This window comes from Hymenobacter lapidiphilus, assembly GCF_003417065.2.
Taxonomy (GTDB): Bacteria; Bacteroidota; Bacteroidia; order Cytophagales; family Hymenobacteraceae; genus Hymenobacter.
This window is the reverse complement of the sequence record NZ_QVLT01000010.1, coordinates 1-17,496: the sequence shown is the minus strand read 5'-3', so window position 1 is coordinate 17,496 and position 17,496 is coordinate 1. Positions and strand designations below refer to the sequence as shown.

13 protein-coding genes and 1 pseudogene are annotated in these 17,496 nt (G+C 63.8%); 4 read left to right on the top strand and 10 right to left on the bottom strand.

The features are described 5' to 3' along the window. Positions 1 to 150: 150 nt before the first annotated feature. Entirely contained in the window at positions 151 to 1,968 is a 1,818-nt protein-coding gene (locus D0N36_RS07820; protein ID WP_190242576.1) for a tetratricopeptide repeat protein, read from the bottom strand. A gap of 161 nt (positions 1,969 to 2,129) precedes the next feature. On the opposite strand from D0N36_RS07820, the gene D0N36_RS07815 reads away from it, so the two are divergent. Continuing rightward, a complete protein-coding gene (locus D0N36_RS07815) occupies positions 2,130 to 2,348 on the top strand; it encodes a PspC domain-containing protein (RefSeq protein ID WP_116940847.1) in 219 nt (72 codons plus the stop codon). A 126-nt stretch (positions 2,349 to 2,474) separates the two neighbouring features. Here D0N36_RS07815 and D0N36_RS07810 read toward each other — a convergent pair whose 3' ends face one another. The 4 genes from D0N36_RS07810 to hutH form a co-directional block, all read right to left on the bottom strand. Further along, positions 2,475 to 3,545: a glycosyltransferase family 2 protein gene (locus D0N36_RS07810; RefSeq protein ID WP_116940846.1), complete on the bottom strand. Its 1,071-nt coding sequence runs from the start codon at positions 3,543 to 3,545 to the stop codon at positions 2,475 to 2,477. A 312-nt stretch (positions 3,546 to 3,857) separates the two neighbouring features. Further along, the gene (locus tag D0N36_RS07805) at positions 3,858 to 4,193 is read right to left on the bottom strand and encodes a YbaB/EbfC family nucleoid-associated protein (RefSeq protein WP_116940845.1); all 336 of its coding nucleotides are present in this window, start codon (positions 4,191 to 4,193) and stop codon (positions 3,858 to 3,860) included. A 77-nt stretch (positions 4,194 to 4,270) separates the two neighbouring features. Beyond that, complete coding sequence (locus tag D0N36_RS07800; RefSeq protein WP_190242575.1) at positions 4,271 to 6,223, bottom strand: T9SS type B sorting domain-containing protein; 1,953 nt, start codon at positions 6,221 to 6,223, stop codon at positions 4,271 to 4,273. A gap of 76 nt (positions 6,224 to 6,299) precedes the next feature. Beyond that, entirely contained in the window at positions 6,300 to 7,799 is a 1,500-nt protein-coding gene (hutH, locus tag D0N36_RS07795; protein ID WP_116940843.1) for a histidine ammonia-lyase, read from the bottom strand. A gap of 253 nt (positions 7,800 to 8,052) precedes the next feature. On the opposite strand from hutH, the gene D0N36_RS07790 reads away from it, so the two are divergent. Then, on the top strand, positions 8,053 to 8,247 hold the full coding sequence (locus D0N36_RS07790; protein WP_116940842.1) for a hypothetical protein: 195 nt from the start codon (positions 8,053 to 8,055) through the stop codon (positions 8,245 to 8,247). 118 nt (positions 8,248 to 8,365) lie between these two features. Here D0N36_RS07790 and hisS read toward each other — a convergent pair whose 3' ends face one another. The 4 genes from hisS to D0N36_RS07770 all read right to left on the bottom strand — a co-directional run bounded on the left by hisS (position 8,366) and on the right by D0N36_RS07770 (position 13,869). After that, a complete protein-coding gene (gene hisS / locus D0N36_RS07785; RefSeq protein WP_116940841.1) occupies positions 8,366 to 9,802 on the bottom strand; it encodes a histidine--tRNA ligase in 1,437 nt (478 codons plus the stop codon). Between the two features lie 90 nt (positions 9,803 to 9,892). Further along, positions 9,893 to 10,255, bottom strand: a complete 363-nt coding sequence (locus D0N36_RS07780) for a hypothetical protein (RefSeq protein WP_116940840.1) — start codon at positions 10,253 to 10,255, stop codon at positions 9,893 to 9,895. 131 nt (positions 10,256 to 10,386) lie between these two features. Continuing rightward, positions 10,387 to 11,034, bottom strand: a complete 648-nt coding sequence (locus tag D0N36_RS07775) for a DUF2459 domain-containing protein (RefSeq protein ID WP_190242574.1) — start codon at positions 11,032 to 11,034, stop codon at positions 10,387 to 10,389. A gap of 285 nt (positions 11,035 to 11,319) precedes the next feature. Beyond that, on the bottom strand, positions 11,320 to 13,869 hold the full coding sequence (locus D0N36_RS07770; protein ID WP_147320787.1) for an outer membrane beta-barrel protein: 2,550 nt from the start codon (positions 13,867 to 13,869) through the stop codon (positions 11,320 to 11,322). 621 nt (positions 13,870 to 14,490) lie between these two features. Between D0N36_RS07770 and D0N36_RS07765 the strand changes: the two genes are divergently transcribed. Both D0N36_RS07765 and D0N36_RS07760 read left to right on the top strand, forming a co-directional pair. Beyond that, complete coding sequence (locus tag D0N36_RS07765; protein WP_116940837.1) at positions 14,491 to 15,735, top strand: efflux RND transporter periplasmic adaptor subunit; 1,245 nt, start codon at positions 14,491 to 14,493, stop codon at positions 15,733 to 15,735. After that, complete coding sequence (locus D0N36_RS07760) at positions 15,732 to 17,243, top strand: TolC family protein (RefSeq protein WP_116940836.1); 1,512 nt, start codon at positions 15,732 to 15,734, stop codon at positions 17,241 to 17,243. The genes D0N36_RS07765 and D0N36_RS07760 overlap by 4 nt, the downstream gene beginning before the upstream one ends. Before the next feature lie 126 nt (positions 17,244 to 17,369). Here the strand turns inward: D0N36_RS07760 and D0N36_RS19560 are convergent. After that, a pseudogene (locus D0N36_RS19560) lies at positions 17,370 to 17,496 on the bottom strand (IS481 family transposase); the annotation flags it as partial.

Sequence of the window (17,496 nt, the reverse complement as noted above, 5' to 3'; positions counted from 1 at the left end):
GAAGTGAATAGAGCGAAGAAACGGTGTCATGCTGAGCGCAGTCGAAGTATCTCTACCGCTGGCTAATCAATAGCATCACAACGGAGCGGTAGAGATGCTTCGGCTCCGCTCAGCATGACATCGTTTCTTCCTCATCTACTTCATCATCCCCTACCGCAACGCCTCCAGAAACTTCTTTCCCTTGGTGAACTCGCGGAACTCCAGGTCCTCGACGGCGCGGTTGGCGTAGCTGCGGTCGAGCTGCACGGCGCGGCGCAGGTGGGTGGCGGCGGCGGCTTCGTTATGCTGGCGAGCGGCCGTAATGGCCAGGCTATAGTACACCAGCGGCTCTTGGGGGCGCAGTGCCAGCGCCTCCTCGTAGATGGCCGCCGCGCCGGGGTAGTTGCCTTTTGTGATGTAGATGAGGGCTCGGTTCATCAGGTTTTGGTAGCTGCGCGGGGCGCTGTAGCTCAGGCTGCGCAGGGCCTCATCGGGTTGGCCCATCTCAATTTCGAGGGCGGCTTTATCGGCGAAGGCCTTGCTGAGCATGGCTGGCGTGCCGCCCAGCTTAATGGCATAGTCGTAGCTCTGGCGGGCTTCGGGCAGGTCGTTGGCGCGGTGGTAGGCGGTGGCCACGCGGTAGAACAACTCGGCCGTGGGGTTGCGGTGAGCGGCCAGCGTGAAGTTGACCGCCGCCCGGCGCTGGTAGGCCCGCACGACTTTGGGGTTGGTTTCCTTCTCGGAGCGCATCAGCAGCACTGCGCCCAGGTTGTAGTAGGCCTGCCAGGCCCCGGTGGTGGCCACGGCAGTTTCGAAAATGCGCTGCTTTTCGGCCAGCAGGGGCGTGAGCGAGGCCGAATAGCGCAACTCCTCGGCCGTGAGGGCGTCGGCCTCGGTCTGCTTTTCCACAATTTTTTTCGAGAGCAGATACACCTCCGAATCGTAGCGTTTGGGGGCCGAGTAGCGCACCGACACAGTGCCGAAGCGCAGCACCGGGTAGATGTACTGCTCCAGGTAGTCGTAGAAGCTGAGCGAGTGCAGGCGCTTTTCCTTCTCGGCGAAGGAGCCGGGCGAGTCGTTGATGAGCAGCACCACCGAATCAATCTGGGCCGGCTTGAGGGCCGACTGCTGCACCTTGCTCAGAAACAGGTCCCAGCGGCGGCGGTAGGCCTCGGTTTCAAAGTCGATGTTGCCTACCTTATTGAGGTAGGAATTTTCGTCGACGCGCTTCTTAAAGTAGTTCGTCAGGGCCTGCACGCGCCGGTCGGGCAGGCGCGGGTCGTGGCGGTCGAGCGAATCGGGCGAGTGGCCGGCCACAATCATCACCTTTTCGGTGCGCTGGTTGGCCTCGATGAAATCTTCGAGAGCGGCTACGTTGGTGCCCAGGAAATTGCGGATTTCAGCCTTGCCGGCATCAAAGTAAAACGGCAGCACGCGGGTGCCGCTCCGCTCGTTGCTCACGGTTTCGGGCAGCAGCGTTAGCGCCGAATCCTGGCGGACTACCAGCTGGCTGGTGGTGAGGATGCCGCGGGCCAGCACCATTTCCGGGCCTTTCAGGCGCTGACCGTTGGGCTTGGTCAGGCGGGCATCGGGGCGGGCCAGCAGCTCGCCGGGGCTTTTCTGGGGTGCGTAGGGGAAAACGAACTGCCGCCGAATAACGAGCATGTTCTTCTGCTGCTCGTCGTACACGTACTCGCCCGACAGGAACGTGAGCCGGCCCACGGTGTCTTCGCGCAGGCCGTTCTGGTAACGGTAGCTCAGGGCCACATTGTAGGCCGCGCCCTTGCGCAGGTGGGCGGCGGGTACTTTGGCCGTCACTTCGAAGCGCACCTGCTGGCCGTTGCTTTCCAGCACGGCGGGCTGCACGGTAATCGACTGGCCGGTCTGGGCGGCTTTCAGCACTTTGGGCAAAGGCGAGCAGGCGGGCAGCAGGCTAGCGGCCAGCAGCAGGCCAGTGGCAGCGGGCAGCAGGCGCGGAAGATGGGGCATAGGCAACGACTCCGTAGGGTCAGGAAATTTAAAACTCAAACGACGAAAGGTAGCCGATAGACGTATCTTGCCGGTCGGTTCTTGCGTAAGTGCTTGACACCGGGGCAAAATCATCGTATATTACTCCAGCCAATACTTACTACGCCGCTAAAATTACCCTTATGCGCCGAATAACCGACTTCATAGAAAAGCAGAGCTTCGGTGTGTGTGAGGCCATCGGTAAGCGCGTGGGCTTTTCCAGCAGCAGCGTACGGCTCTCGTTCGTGTACGCCTCATTCTTCACCTTCGGCTCGCCCATCGTGCTCTACTTCGCCCTGGCTTTCTGGCGCAATGTGCGCCAGGCCCTGCGTCGCCAGCGCAGCACGGTGTGGGATTTGTAAGAGACAAGTGAGATTGTCAGTGCGAGCAGCGCGAAGCAATCTGCGTGTTCAAAACGACAAGCTCAATAAAGCGTAAAGCCCTTGATGTCTGTGCTGACGTCAGGGGCTTCGCGCTTTTTAAGCTTGTCATTTTGTTCGACCAGATTGCTTCGCGCTGCTCGCACTGACATTCTCACTTGTCACCCCCAACTGGCCGAAAAACCGCTTGCCCTGCGCGAAATAGGCCCAGACGAGGCTGCCGGTGTAAGTGCCGGCCCGTTCGTGCAGACGTAGGCGAGGCGGAAACTGCCGCCGCCGGATGTTCCAGTAGCCCAGGCGGCCCACAAAGTGCCAGTGTGCCCGCAGCACGGCCCGGAAGTCGGCCGTCTGGCCCTGGACCAGTAGGCGCAGGGCCGCCACCCAGTCGAGGGCCACGCGGCCGATGAGCACGGCGGGCAGCTCGGCCGGGTGAGCGTTGAGATATATCAGCGCCAGACCGTTGCGGAAGTTGAGGTAGGTTTTGCGCGGGTTGGACTTATGCAGCGTACCACCGCCTACATGGAACACCGTGCTGCCACCCTGGTACCACACCTGCCAGCCCGCATTCTGCAGCCGCCAGCAGAAGTCGATTTCCTCCATGTGGGCAAAAAAGGCCGGTTCCAGCCCGCCCAGCGTGTGCCAGGCTTCGGCCCGCACCAGCAGGCAGGCCCCGGTGGCCCAGGCCACCGGCCGGGCGTCGTCGTACTGGCCGGTGTCGGTTTCAAGCGTGTCGAAGAGGCGGCCGCGGCAGAAGGGGTAGCCCATGGAATCGAGGTAGCCCCCACCGGCCCCAGCATACTCGAACAGTTGGCGCACGGCCGGGTCAGCACTGTACTGCCTGATTTTGGGCTGACAGGCGGCGATGCGCGGGTTGGCCTCCAGCAGCTCGCGCTGGGGCGCGAGCCAGCCGGGCGTTACCTCCACATCGGAATTCAGCAGCACGTAGTAGCGGAATTTGGGCCCGAGTTGGGCCAAGGCCCGGTTGTAACCCTCGCAGAAGCCCAGGTTGCCGCCGTTTTCCAGCACCTGCACCGTTGGGAACTCGGCCCTGAGCAGCGCCAGCGAATCGTCGGTCGAGGCGTTGTCGGCTACCAGCACGGCGGCTCCGGCCGAGTGGGCAAGCACGGCGGGCAGGAACTGGCGCAGGAAATCCCGGCCGTTCCAGTTGAGGATGACCACCGCTACATCGGCGCACGAAGTGTCTGGGGTAGCATCAGCGGCACTTGCAGCAAGTGCCGCTGAATCAGCAAACGGGTCGGGTAGGGGTTGCAGAACGCTGTCTTTAAAAAATCTAACCGCTATCAGCTAAAAGCTAATAGCTTAAAAACGAAGCTGTTTAGAAAGTATAGAAGCTGTTTACAAAGTCAACAGCACGTCATGCTGAGCTTGTCGAAGCATCTCTACCGCTTCGTAGCGGTCGTTCAACGAAGCGGTAGAGATGCTTCGGCTGCGCTCAGCATGACGTGCTGTTGACTTTGTAAACAGCTTCAACTACATGCCAAAACCGCCGAGGTCGAGGCCGGGGATGTTGGGAATGAGGCCGGAAGTGGTCTTTTTTAGCTCTTCCTGGGCCTTGGCGGCGGCCTCTTCCATCACCTTGTTCACGGCCGCTACCACCAGGTCGGCCAGCATGTCGCGGTCCTGGGGCTGGAGTAGGCTGTCGTCGATTTCGAGCTTGAGCAGGCGGCGCTGGCCATTGGCCGTGGCCTTCACCAGCCCGCCGCCCGATTCGGCCGTGGCCGTCAGGTACTGCAGCTGGTCCTGGGCCTGCTTCATCTTCTCTTGCAGGTCCTTCATCTTGCCCATCATTCCGGCCATATCAAACATAGTCGCGTCGTTTCAAGTGGTGAAAAATATCTTCCCAAAGATACGCCGGCAGGCCGGAAACGGACCAGAAGAATGCCTTACCGCAGAATCGTGACGGTGCCGTACTGCTTCACGCCCCGGCCCTGCTGGTCGAAGGCCTCAAACTGCCAGGCGTAGGCCCCGGGCACCGGCGTGGCGCCTTTAATGCGGCCGTCCCAGCTGCGGGTGCGGTCGGTGGTCTGGAACACGGTCTGGCCGTTGCGGTCGATGATGGTGAAGCGGAAGCTGTCGAGGAAGCGGCCCTTGAGCTCCAGCACATCGTTGAGCCCGTCGCCATTGGGCGTGAAGGCGGTGGGCAACACCAGCTTCACCGGGCGCGCCACTTCGGCCACGTTGGAGTACGAGGGTTCCGGCAGCCCTGCCCCGCGGGCCTCAATGCGGTAGCGTACGGTTTGCCGGTTGGGGTCGGGCTGTAGGTCGAGGTAGGTTAGAACCGCGCCTACGGCTACACTGGAAACCACCGCGTTATCGGCCGCCAGCCCCAGTACCCGGTAGCTCACCGGCGTGGCCGGGTCCGGCCCCGTGGCTGTCAGCGCCGACCAGGTAAGGCGGATTTCGGGGCCATTGGGGCTGGCGGCTTCGGCCACGAGCTGCACCACGCACACGCCAGCCCCGGCCGGGGCCCGGTTGCCGCACGCATCCTGAAACTCGACCGCGTAGCACAGCGGCACGGCCGGGTTGGGCGTAACCAGCGAATCGAGCAGGCGGCGGGCGGGCGTGGTGGTGAGTGGCGCGCCGTTGCGCAGGTAGCTGAGCCGGCCGCCGCTGGCCAGTCCTGGGACTTCGGCCCGCACCTCCACCTGGTTACGTAGGTTGAAGCCAGCCCACAGTCGCGGCCGGGCCGGTGGCGTGGTGGAAAGGGCGGTCAGGCTGATTTCGTTGGAAATCGAAGTGGCCGGCCCGCTGCTTAGGCTGACTTGGTAGCGGTAAGTAGTGCCGCAGCTCCCGGCCGCATCGTCGTAGCTGGTAGCACCAGGCTGTAGCGGCAGCACCACGCTGGTGCTGCCCTCGATGCGGGTGAGCGTGTACGTGCCATTGCCGGCGCTGGACCAGCTGAGCTGGTTGCGGCCGTTGGTAGCCGCGCCGATCAGCTGCACTGAGCAGATTTCATTGGAAGGCAGGCTGAGGACCGGTGGCTGGCACTGGTCCTGCAGCAGCAGCCGGTAGCAGCCCGGCAGCGGGGCCGCAGGCAGCGTGAAAGTAGGGCTGGCGGCCGTTACGGCTGCCAAGTTGCGGTAGCCGCCCGGCGCAGCGGCATCGGCCACCTGCAGCTGGTAGCGGTACTCGGGCTGCAGAGCATCGAACTCCAGCTGCACTGCACCCGCGGCGGGCAGCGTGAGGCGGCGCACTACCGGCGCCTTGGGGGCTGGCAGCGGTGTGAAGGGTTGGGTGCTGGTGCCCTCGCACAGCCCGGCCTGGGCACTACGGCCCGATACAGTAACCGTGTTGGGGCCGCCGCCTACCGGATAATTCACCGCCACGCCGCGCAAGGCCGGAACCCGCGGCCCCGTGCCCACCTGTACGAAATAATCGGGGTAGCTGGCATCAGTAACGGTTACCTGCACCAGCCCCGGCGAACATACGCTGAGGGTAAAAGCGGGTGGCGACGCTTGCAGAACCTCGTAGGTTTTGGAAAAGATAATGCCCTGGCTGACTCCTGGTGTGCCTTGGGTATTTTGGGTGATAACCAGTGGCCCCGCCAAAGTGGAGATGAAAGTGGTAGTTGTGTCGGTAAAGCCGGTGCAGATTGTCGTGGCGCCCTGCCGGTAGTAAATCTGGGCCGGGTCAAGTGTTCGGCCGCTCCGGTCGCGCAGCCGTACCGGCCGGCCTACGCACAGTAGCTTCGGGAGCAGCTGGCCGGTAGCGGCGTCATAGGCCTCGAAGCTGGCGCCAGTGCCGGTTTGCGATACGCACGGCGTCTGGGCGCGCGCCGCCAAGCCGCCAAACAGGCCGGCCAGCAGCAAAACCCAAAGCAGGAGTGCGGTTTTCATCATGACAAGCCTAACGCCAAACGGGCCGTAATCTGTGCACGAAGAACGCGAAATGTGGCGCAAATGCCGCCGTTGCCTATTCCCAGGCGTACGTGCGCACGAAGTCGGCGGCGGCGGCGAGGTCGGGGTACAGGATCCGGTCGTGGGCCACGAAGGGTACTTTTTCACGGAAGGCGGCTACCAGCGCCTCCAGCGGCGCCGAGCTGCGGCCGGGGCGGCGGAACTCCAGGGCCTGGGCCGCATTCAGCAGCTCGATTCCCAGCAGCTGCTCCACGTTGATGACCACGCGCAGGGCCTTGGTGGCGGCGTTGGCGCCCATGCTCACGTGGTCTTCCTGGCCGTTGCTACTTACCAGGCTGTCTACTGAGGCGGGCGTGCAAAGCTGCTTGTTCTGACTGACAAGGCCGGCGGCGGCGTACTGCGGAATCATCAGCCCCGAGTTGAGGCCCGGCGCGGCCACCAGAAACGGCGGCAGCCCCCGCTGCCCGCCGATGAGCTGGGCGGTGCGCTGCTGCGAGATGCTGCCCAGCTCGGCCACGGCAATGGCCAGCATATCCAGCCCCAGAGCCAGCGGCTGGCCGTGAAAATTGCCCCCGCTCAGAATAGCATCATCCTCGGGAAAAATGGTGGGGTTGTCGGTTACGGCGTTGCACTCGATTTCGGTGGTGCGGGTTACGTATTCCAGCGCATCGCGTGAGGCGCCGTGTACCTGGGGCATGCAGCGCAGCGAGTAGGGGTCCTGCACAGCGGTTTTGGGCTGCTGCTGCAGCTCGCTGCCGGCGAGCAGGCCCCGCAGCCGCTCGGCTACCAGCAACTGGCCGGGGTGGGGCCGCAGGCGGTGCAGGCGCTCATCAAACGGCTCGCGCAGCCCGTCGAATCCCTCCAGCGAAAGAGCCCCGATAACGTCGGCGGCGGCAGCGAGGCGCCGGGCCCGCAGCAGCGCGTGGACGGCATAGGCTAGCATGAACTGGGTGCCGTTGAGCAGGGCCAATCCTTCTTTGGCACCCAGCACAATGGGCTCCCAGCTGAACAGACTCAGCGCATCGGCGGCGGCCAGGCGGTAGCCCTCGTAGTTGACTTCGCCCAGCGCCAGCAGCGGCAGGCAGAGGTGGGCCAACGGGGCCAGGTCGCCGCTGGCACCCAGGCTGCCCTGCTCGTACACCACCGGCAGCATGCCGCGGTTGTAGAAATCGAGCAGGCGCTGCACGGTGGCCACCTGCACGCCGCTGTGGCCGTAGCACAGGCTCTGGGCCTTCAGCAGCAGCATCAGCCGCACCAGCTCGGCCGGCACCTCGGCCCCCGTCCCGCAGGCGTGCGACATCAGCAGGTTCTGCTGCAGCTGCTGGCGCTGTTCGGCCGGAATGGCCTGCCCGCACAGGGCCCCAAACCCGGTATTGATGCCGTACACGGCCGTATCGGGGTCGCGCTCCAGGCGCTGGCGCAGGTAGTGGTGGCCGGCTTCGAGGCGCTGACGGGCTTCGGCGCTGAGCACCACCCGGGCCCGGCTGCGCAGTAGCTCGTCGAGGGTCGTTAAATCGAGGGAAGCGGCGGGGGTAAGCTCGTAGTCGGCGGCCATGGGGTGGGGAGGAAGAGGCGGGAACTTCAAAAGTACAGAATATGCCTGCGCACCCCATAACGGCCCGGCGGCTACGCCCGCAGCCGCCTTGGAAGTCCCGATAAGCATGCCGCCAGCCAACCCTGGTGGTAACGGGCGTGGCGGGTACAAATACGGAGCCGCGCCCGGGTGAAATCCGTATTTTTTGCGTTTGCTTCTGAAAGGCAGACTTCCGATATTTGAAGTATCGCCCTGACTTTTATTTCATTACGATATGGAATACAACCCGAAGTTCGGGCCCGGCGCTCAGACGCCCTCCCAGCGACGCACCGTGCTGATGCGCCTGCAGGATGCTATTCCAAGTCTGCGTACCAAGGCCACGCCCTACGCCAGGCAGCTTTACGGTCGCTATGTGGCCGGCGAGATGAGCTGGCCCGAAGTCCGGCAGGCCCTCAATGTACAGATGTAGTTTTCGGTGGTTGAACGTCATTCAGAGCGAAGCGAAGAATCTCGCGTGCTGATGTTGTGCCAGTAGCCCAATGTCAGCACGCGAGATTCTTCGCTTCGCTCTGAATGACGTTCAGCCACTAACTCCTAACAGTTGCCAACTCCGCCAGCACCTGCTCCAGCGTCAGCGTCTGCTCGGTGCCGGTAGCCAGCGTTTTTAGCTTGAACAGGCTGGCGGCGCGCTCCTCGGGGCCCTGCAGCAGCACGTACGGAATGCCTTTGCCATCGGCGTACTTGAACTGCCGGCCCAGCTTGCCCGATTCGGGGTATAGCTCGGCGGCCAGGCCCTCGGCTCGCAAGCGGGCCAGCACGGGCAGCACCGCCACTTCGCTTTCGGCATCGAAATTGGCCAGCAGGCAGCGCGAAGTACTGTTTACGGCCTCGGGGAACAGGTTTAGCTCCTCTAGGCAGTCGTAGAGGCGGTCGACGCCAAACGAGAAGCCCACGCCTGATACGCCCGGCAGCCCGAACGCGCCGGTAAGGTTATCGTAGCGGCCACCGCCGCTCACGCTGCCCATGTTCACGTTGTTGATCTTGATTTCGAAGATGCAGCCCGTGTAGTAGCTCAGGCCGCGGGCCAGCGTCACGTCGAACTCCAGGTTGTCCCACTTCTCGAAGCCAAAGCCGCGCAGGTAGTCGAGCACCTGGCGCAGGTCCTGCAGGCCTTTGTAGCCGTCGGCCCCAGGGGTGTCGGGCTCCACGCCGGCCGTTACGAAGGCGGCCAGCAGCCGCTCTAGCTTCTCTTCGAAGCCGCCCGCCACGCCCAGCAGGTCGAACAGCTTTTCAACGGCCTCGGCCGAGAAGCCGCGTTCCGTCAGCTCCTTTTCCACGCCCTCGCGGCCAATTTTGTCGAGCTTGTCGATGGCCGTAAACAGGTCCACTTCGGTGCCTTCGCCGCCCAGGGCCTGGTAAAACGCGCCCAGCACCCGGCGGTGGTTTATTTTGATGGTGTGCTCGGTGAGGCCCAGCGTGGTGAGGGCCTCGCTCATCATAAGCACGATTTCGGCTTCGCAGAGCAGCGAATCGGTGCCCACCACATCGGCATCGCACTGGTAAAACTCGCGGTAACGGCCGCGCTGGGGACGGTCGGCGCGCCACACCGGCTGAATCTGATAGCGCTTAAACGGGAACACCAGCGTGCCCCGGTTCATCACCACGTAGCGGGCGAAGGGCACCGTCAGGTCGTAGCGCAGGCCCTTTTCGGCCACTTTGGGCAGCACGGCCCGCGGGCCGGCCAGCAGGTCTTCGGCCGTTACTTCCTCCTTGATAACTTCGCCCTTCTGCTTTTTAAGGAAGTTGCCCGAGTTGAGCACTTTGAACAGCAGCTGGTCGCCCTCGTCGCCGTACTTGCCGGTGAGCACGCTCAGATTTTCCAGGGTCGGGGTTTCGAGCGGAGCGTAGCCGAACTTCTCGAACACGCGGCGGATTACACCGAAAATATAGTTGCGACGGGCCACTACGGCCGGGCCAAAGTCGCGGGTGCCTTGCGGAATGCTGGGTTTCTGAACGCTGCTCATCGGGGGCGAAGGAATCGGAATGCGGTGGTATGGCCGCAAAATTCGCGCTTTCCGCCGGATTTCCCCCGATTCTTCCGCGCCGGCCCCAAATCAGCTCGTTCGGGAGGCTTCGAGTTCGATTTCCTGCATGGCATCGAGCACCGAGGCGACCAGCAGCGGCTGCGAGTTGGAGTCGATACACTGGAAGCGGTGGCGGCTGGCCTGGGGGGTGTGGCACAGAATGAGTTGGCGCGACTGGGCCCGCAGCACGAAGGTGTAGGCCAGCAAGAGCTCGATTGCATCGTTGCTCAACGTGTCTATCAGGCTCAGGTCTACTACCACGGCGGGTTTGCCGGCGCGGCTGGCGCGGTGCAGGGCGCGGGCCAGCACCTCGCTATCGGTGGTGTTAGCGGCTAAATAGGACGGGATAAGCAGATATGCCTGGGGTAATTCTTCGCGCTGTACATCCAACATCTTCCGGCCCTCACTATAAACTTTACGACTCCGCTTTTAAGCGAGCGTTTGAAGGCGCAAGTTACGGCCTCATTAAGGATAAAATATAATTTTAGGAGGGTAATTTGCTTTAGTCGGCATAAAGGTAATTTTCAACGGGTATTTTGGCCTGTTCGGCGAGTATGATATAAGACTGGAGAGGCCAATGGTGACTTCAGCGGGGCCCGCAGCCCGGCCCGGCGCAGGCCCCGGGTAGTCCAGTCGTTGCAGGTGCGCAGGGCGTGGTAGCGGCCCCGGGCCTGGAAGAAGAAGTCGGCGCTACCATAGCCGCCGGGTTGGCGCAGAGGCCGGCGGCCCGCCGAATCGGGAGCAGCCAGCGCCGCTTGCACATGGGCCACCAGTCGCCCATACTGCGCGGCCGAAATTCGAAGCGGTACTACCCGCGTACCCGAATCGGGCGCGGTGCGGTAGAAGCTGGCGTGCACCAAGGTTTTAGACGGCAGCAAGGCCCGCAGCACGGCCCCCGGTCCGGGCGTGCGCCCGCCCATCGAGCCCAGAAAAAAGCCCTCATTGCCCCAGCCAAACCCCACGTACTGGTAGCGCCCGAACCGGGCCGTGAGGGCCGGTTGATTCAGCTCGGCCAGCCAGTCGTGGCCGGTTTGCGGGTCGCGCACGGGCAGCACAAGGTCGGTGTGGGTGCCGTTAGATACCACAAACACCGGCACGCCGCCCTGCGTTTGCCGGAACTGCCGGTTCACCGGCACTGCGGCCCCGGTCAGCAGCAGAAAAATAAACGCCACGAAAGCCGCCATTTTTTAGTAATGAGTGATTAACGGCTGACGATGGCACGCCGTTTGGCGCATCCCGCGTACCGGCTGGCGACGATGAATCCTGCGGACAACCATTGCGCTGCTAACGTACTACGGCAACATGCAAAATTCTTTGCTGCCGCCCGATGCGCGGGGCTGAGATGGGTAAGCTGGTACATGGTGCGTTTGACGTTCAGCGGTCCTGATTGCGCTACTTGCGCCGTCAGGACCGCTGAACGTCAAACGCACCATGTACCAGCTTACCTGTTTTAACCTTTATCCCCCAAAACCACCCCCGCCACTTGGGGCCGCCTCGATGCGGCCGGCTTTGGCCTTGGTGGCGCCCACGTACCACGTGAAGCCCAACCAGGCAACCCGGGTTTCGGGCTTGGTGTAGAGCGTGGATTGCAGCTCGGGCGAGTTGACTTCGGCCCGGCGTACCTGGGTATTCAGCAGGTCGGAGACGCGTAGTGTGAGGGCGGCGCGGTTTTGCCACAGGCGCTGGCGCAGGGCAATTTCGAGGCCGCCGATGGCCAACTGCCGGCCCTGGGCCGTGAGGGTGGCCGAGCGGTAAGAACCGGTCAGCTGTACATCGAGGGCGGGCGTGGGGCTGAAGTTCTGGTTGAGGCGGGCCGTGCCGGTGAGGGCCTGGCGCGAGCCGGCGTCGGGGGCGTTGGTGTTCAGCTGGGCCCGGTAGAGCGAGCCGTTGGCCTGCACCCGCCACCAGGCCGTAATCGGCTGGCTCCAGGTGAGCTCCAGGCCCACGTTGGTGGTGCTGCCCAGGTTGCGGTATGTTTCCACCAGCACCAGCCCGGCGGCGGGGTTGCGGTTGGTGGCCATCGTATCCACGTCGCGCAGGCGCTGAATGGCGTTGTTGGTAAAGCGCCCGAACAGCGTAGTCGTAATCTCGGCCCCGCCGGGCAGGCTCAGCTGGTGGCCCAGCTCCAGGTTGTGGCTGAATTCAGCCCGCAGCTCGGGGTTGCCGAGGCGGTAGAAGCGCGGGTCTTGGTAGATGGGAACGGCCAGCTGCTGCATGAAATTGGGCCGGTTGAGGCGGCGGGCGTAGCTAAACGAAAGCTGCTGGGGCTGCTCGGCGGCCTTAGCCGTGTCGCGCTGCCCGAAGCGGTGGCTGACACTGGCCGTTGGGAACAGGCCCAGGTAACGGATGTCGAACTGGCCCTGGCCGCCTTCCACAGCCCCATTTACGCGGGTATACTCGGTGCGCAGGCCGGCCTGGGCGTTCCAGTGGTTGGCCCAGCCGCGCTGGTAGGTGGCATAGGCGGCCGGCACCAGCTCCCGCGTTTTGTAGGCCAGCGACCGGGCCTCGTCGCGAACGTAGCCGCCGGGCACGTCGGGCTGTTGGGCAAACAGGTCGGATGTGCCCTGGTTGCGCTGGTACTGCGTTTTGAGGCCGGTTTCGAGCTTGCCCTTATCACCGGCCAGCGGGTGGGTGTAATCGAGCTGGGCGAAGTAAATGTTGCCCGCTACGTCCGTCTGCTGCCGCCAGCTGGTCAGGGCGCCGCTTTCCAGGGTCTGGGTTACGGGCACATCGGCCCGGATGAGCACGGCCCCGCCCACGGCCGTCAGCTCGCGGCCGGGGTGCTTTTCCCAGGTGCGGCGGTAGCTGGCCACGTTTTCGAGCACCTTCACGTCCACGTCGAGCTGCTGCACGCCCTGCTGGGTGGTGGTGGGCTCGCCGGGGCGGGCGGTGCTCAGGCGCTGCTCGGCCCGGTTGGCTTCCTGCTGCCAGGTGGGGTTCACGCTCAGGCTCAGGCTCTGTTCCTTGCTCAGGTCGTAGTTGAGGCCCAGGTTGAGGCTGTGCGAGAAGTTGCGCTCGACGCCGGTGCCGTCCTGACGGGTCGTTATCGGGCCGCTGCTTTGGGCGTTGCGGGTGCGCTCGTGGTAGGTTTCGTCCTGGCGGTCGTAGCTCAGGCTCAGGTTGGCGGGGCCCTGCTTGCGGTTCAGGCTCAGGCTGGCGTTGTACTTGTCGCCGGTGCCACCGAGCAAGCTGGCCGTGCCGTTTACGCCGTTTTTGGTTTGCTTTTTCAGGATGATGTTGATGACGCCCGTGCCCTGGGCATCGTACTTGGCCGAGGGGTTGGTCATCACCTCGATGCGGGCAATGCGGGAAGCCGGAATCTGGTCGAGGCGCAGGCCGGGGCCGCCATTGCTGCCGCCGCTGGGCTTGCCATCGATGAGGATGGTGAGGTTGGAGGAACCGCGCAGGCTCACGCTGCCGCCGGCATCCACGGCCACCGAGGGCACGTTGCGCAGCACGTCGGTGGCCATGCCACCCACGCTGGCCAAGTCTTTCTCCACATTGATAACGCGCTTGCCCGGCTCGTTTTCCACCGTGGCCCGCTCGCCCGTCACCGTCACGCCTTTCAGCTGGGTCGTAATTGAAGCCAGCCGTATAGTGCCCAGCGCCAGCTCCGGCGCGGCAGCCGTTAGCACCACCCGCCGCCGCAGCCCCTGGTAGCCCACCGCCGACGATTTGAGCAGGTAGCTGCCCAACCCCAGCTGGTCGAGCCGGAAGCTGCCGTTTTCCAGCGTTTCGGCCCCGGCCACGAAGCTCGAATCCTGAGCCCGCAGCAGCACCACACTGGCGAAGGGCAGGGGCTGGCCGGTGCCCTGCTCCAGCAGGGTGCCGCTTACCCGGCCGGTGGCGGCAGTTGGGGCCGGACCCTGGGCGGCGGCGGTGAGCGAAAACAGGCCGAAAGTGAGGCCCAAAAAGGGCGCGGCAAGGAACCCCAGGCCCCGCGGGCCCGGCTGGAAGTAGTGATGGAAGTCATGGTGAAGGAAGTTTGGGTCGGAAATAAAAGGCAAGCAGGGGCCGTTTCCGGCGGCCGCGGTTCCGCCGGATGGGCCTGATGGCCAGTGATTCAGACGTAGGGGATAGGGGCGCAAACCGCCAAAAAGACGGGCGCCAGCAAACCGAAACACGCGGGGCGGCGGCAGGAAACCAAAGCTTCCGACCGGGGCCCACCCGTCCGGCCCGGTTGGCGCGAAGACGTTGTTCGGTGGGGGCCGTGCCGGGCTCCGCTTGAGGAGCAGCCGCACGGCCAAAGAGATTATTTAATCAACGAACCAAAGGTAGCTAAAGGTACTATGTAACGCAAGGTACTGTTGAAAATAATTTCAGATTTCAATGAAAAGCTGGGATTCTGACCATTCTGCACAATTAATATATAGCAGGAGTAGCGTGCTGGCGGGGCAGATGGAGCCAGAGTTGCCACCGTTGCCTGGGGCGGTAGGTTTTTTCGGTGCCGGCCGGTGCGGTAATAGGGGAGGCGCGGTACCACAACCAAACAAGCTGTCCGCTTCCGGACAGCTTTGTCCAGTCTCAATTGATAGATAATGCCATCAAATAGATGATAGAGAGGTAATTACAGAAGTGGCACGGCCGTTGGCTATTCCTGGTAGAACCCTTCTTCTACCTGTACGAAAATGGACAGAGCTATTTCAACGGCCACCCAAAACCGCCGCCAACGCCACCGCTGGTTGCTGGGCGCGGGGCTGCTGGCTGCCCTGGGGCTGGCCCTGTTGGCCTTTCGCACGGTGCTGCAACCCAGTGTCGAGCGTAACGCCCTGCTGCTGGCCCGTGTGGAGCGCGGCGACGTGGAGGCCTCGCTCACGGCGGCCGGCGTCATTATCCCGGCCCACGAAGCCGTGCTCACCAGCCCCATTGCCAGTACCATCCGGCAGGTGCTGGTGGCCGTGGGCAGCCGGGTGCAGCCGGGCCAGCCCATCATCGAGCTCGACCGGGAGCTAACTGCTTCGGCCCTGGCCAAACTGGAGGACGGCCAGCAGCAGAACCGCAACCGCGGCAGCCAGCTGCAGCTGGCCCTCGAAAAAGCCCTCCACGATTTGCAGTCGCAGCAGCGGGTGCAGTCCGTGAAAATCAACAGCCTGCAATCGGCGCTGCGCGACGAGCAGTACCTGCTGAAAGTGGGAGGCGGTACGGCCGAAAGCGTGCGCCAGGCCGAACTGAACCTGCGCGTAGCCCAGCTGGAGCAGCGGCGCCTGCTGGAGCAGATTGCCAACCAGCGGGCCGCCAACGCCGCCGACCGCCGCGAACTGGGTTTCACGGTGCAGATGCAGGAGCGGAGCATTGCCGAGCTGGCCGGTAAGCTGGCCCAAGCCAACATCAGCAGCCAGCAACCGGGCGTACTGACGTGGGTGAACGACGCGCTGGGCACCACCGTGCAGGCCGGCGACGCGCTGGCCCGGGTAGCCGACCTGACCCGCTTCCGGGTGCGGGCCACCATTTCTGATGCCTACGCGGATGCCCTGCGCCCCGGCGACCCGGTGGTAGTGCGCATCAACGACCAGGATTTGCGCGGCACCATCAGCACCATTAGCCCCGCCGTGGACAAGGGCACGGTCACCTTCTACGCCACCATAGCCGAGGACCACCACCCGGCCCTGCGCCCCAACCTGCGCACCGATGTATTCGTGGTGACCAAGGCCCACCATAATGTGCTGCGGGTCAAAAACGGGCCCTTCTACCAAGGCGGCAAAGAGCAGCCGGTGTTCGTGGTGCAGAACGGCCGCGCCGTGCGCCGTACCGTGCAGTTCGGCGACAGCAACTTCGACTACGTGCAGATAACCGGCGGCCTGCGCCCCGGCCAGGAAATCATCGTGTCCGACATGAAAGACCACCTCGACACCCCCGAAATCACCATAAAATGAAAACCTTCTTAGCTATTAGCTTTCAGCTGTTAGCTGTTAGCTTTTTCAGTCGGGCTGCCAATGCCCAGCAGACAACCGTCATCCAGCAGGATACAAGCACGAAAGCTAATAGCTATCAGCCAACCGCTATCAGCTTAAGCCAAGTTATCGACCAGGCCCTTGCCCAGTCGGCGGTGGCGCGGGGGGCGGGCACCAGCCGCGACCAGAGCTACTGGCAGTGGCGGGGCTACCGGGCCAACTACCGGCCTCAGCTGGGCCTGCAGGGCGTATTGCCGGGCTACAGTCGGGCCGTAACGCCGGTGGTGCAGCCCGATGGCACCACCGATTTCCGGGCCGTGCGGCTCAATAACTCCAACCTCGCCCTCACGCTCAGCCAGAACATCGGCCTGACCGGCGGGCAGGTGTTCGTGGCTTCGGAAGTGCAGCGGTTCGATGATTTCAACGGGAGCATCCGGCGCTACAACAACCAGCCGGTGGCCGTGGGGCTGTTGCAGCCAATTGGGCGCTTTAATGAGTTGCGCTGGGCGCGGCGGCTGGAGCCGTTGCGCTATCAGGAGAGTGGCCGGCAGTTTGTGGAGGAGCGGGAAACCATTGCCCAGCGCGTAACGGAGCTGTATTTTGATGTGCTCGGCCAGCAGGTAAGTGCCCAGGTGGCGGGCCAGAATGTGCAGGCCAACGCCGAGCTGCTGCGCCTGGGCCGGGAGCGGTACAGCCTCGGCCGCCTCTCGCAAAGCGACCTGCTGCGGCTCGAACTCAACCTGCTCACGGCCCAGCAGGTCGAAGCCCAGGCCCGTCTCGATGCCCAGAACGCGGCCGTGGAGCTACAGCGCTACACCGGCCTGGCCGCCGACAGCCTGCGCCTGCAGGTGCCCGCCACCCCACGGCTGGCGGTGGTGCTGCCGGAGCTGGCGCTGAGCCAGGCCCAACAAAACCGGGCGCTGGTACTCGGCTTCCGCCGCCGGCTACTCGAAGCCGAGCGCGAAGTAGCCCGGGCCCGCGGTACCACCGGTTTCCAGGCCACGCTGGCGGCCAACCTGGGCTACATCAATCAGGCCCCCAACCTCTGGGATACCTACGCGGCGCTGCAGCAGCAGCAGCAGGTAAGCCTCAGCTTCGCGGTGCCGCTCGTGGACTGGGGCCGGCGGCAAGCCATCGTGAAAACGGCCGAGCTGGCCCGCCGGCAGGCCCAGACCGACGTGCAGCAGGAGCAGACCACTTTCGAGCAGGAAGTGCGGGTGCAGGCCGCCCAGCTCGGTACGCTGGCTACCCAGCTGGCGCTGGCCGTCCGCGTCGATACGCTGGCCCGCCGCCGCTACGCCATTGCCCAGGCCACCTACCAGGTCGGCCGCATCAGCCTCACCGACCTCACCATTGCCACCGCCGAAAAAGACCAGGCCCGCCGCGCCTACATCGAGGCCCTGCGCGCCGCCTGGGTGGCCCACTACCGGCTACGCGCCCTCACGCTCTACGATTTCGAGCGGGGCGAGGCGCTGACAGCGGGGCCTTAATTCGGCCTTGTTTTAACCCCACCCCCTAACCCCACACTCGCTCAAGTCACGACATCCGGTGGGGAGGGGGGACTAGCTTCTAATTTACGGTCTATTTACGACTGCTCTAGCTCTAAAAAATGAAAACTAGGTGTATAGTCCCAGCGTGAGGTGGGTCGGGTCCTGGGTAAAGTTAACGGGGTTTTTCTGCCACTCGGCACAGACAAATTCATGTGGCGTGAGGCCGCGCAAGGTCTTAAGCCGTTTGGCGTGG